The organism is Peribacillus sp. SIMBA_075 (assembly GCF_046534585.1).
In genome coordinates this window covers 1-363 of the sequence record NZ_JAWRYN010000212.1, presented here as the reverse complement: position 1 = coordinate 363, position 363 = coordinate 1, and the positions used below count along the sequence as shown (strand labels likewise).

Genomic DNA, 363 nt, shown 5'->3' with positions numbered 1-363 from the left:
GCCTATAGTCCAAATATTCAAGAGGTATCTTCTGCTCAAGCTTTTCTTCCGCTCCCAATCCTAAACCAATATCCGTAAAAGCAAACTCATCTCGGTAAGGCACTTTATACCATACGCCTTCCTGCAATTTCTCCAGCATCCGCTGCTCACCTAAAGTGATGGAGTTCGATCCGGTGTTGGCAATAATTACAGCCAGCTCTTCCAGAGGAAGCTTGTAAGCCTCTTGATCGCTTCGCAAAGAAAGCCCATTTTCTCCCTCGCTGAACGTATCTGGCAAGCTATTATACGCAGAGGGAATAGTGAGGGATTGTTTCTGGGTGTCCGTTTGAAACATCGAACAGCCAGCTACCAATAACATCAAAC

The 363-nt window shown here is 45.7% G+C and carries 1 protein-coding gene; it reads right to left on the bottom strand.

What is annotated here, in order from left to right; translation table 11 throughout:
* On the bottom strand, positions 1-363 hold a 363-nt coding region (locus SB775_RS27900; RefSeq protein WP_410864396.1), incomplete at both ends, for an immunoglobulin-like domain-containing protein.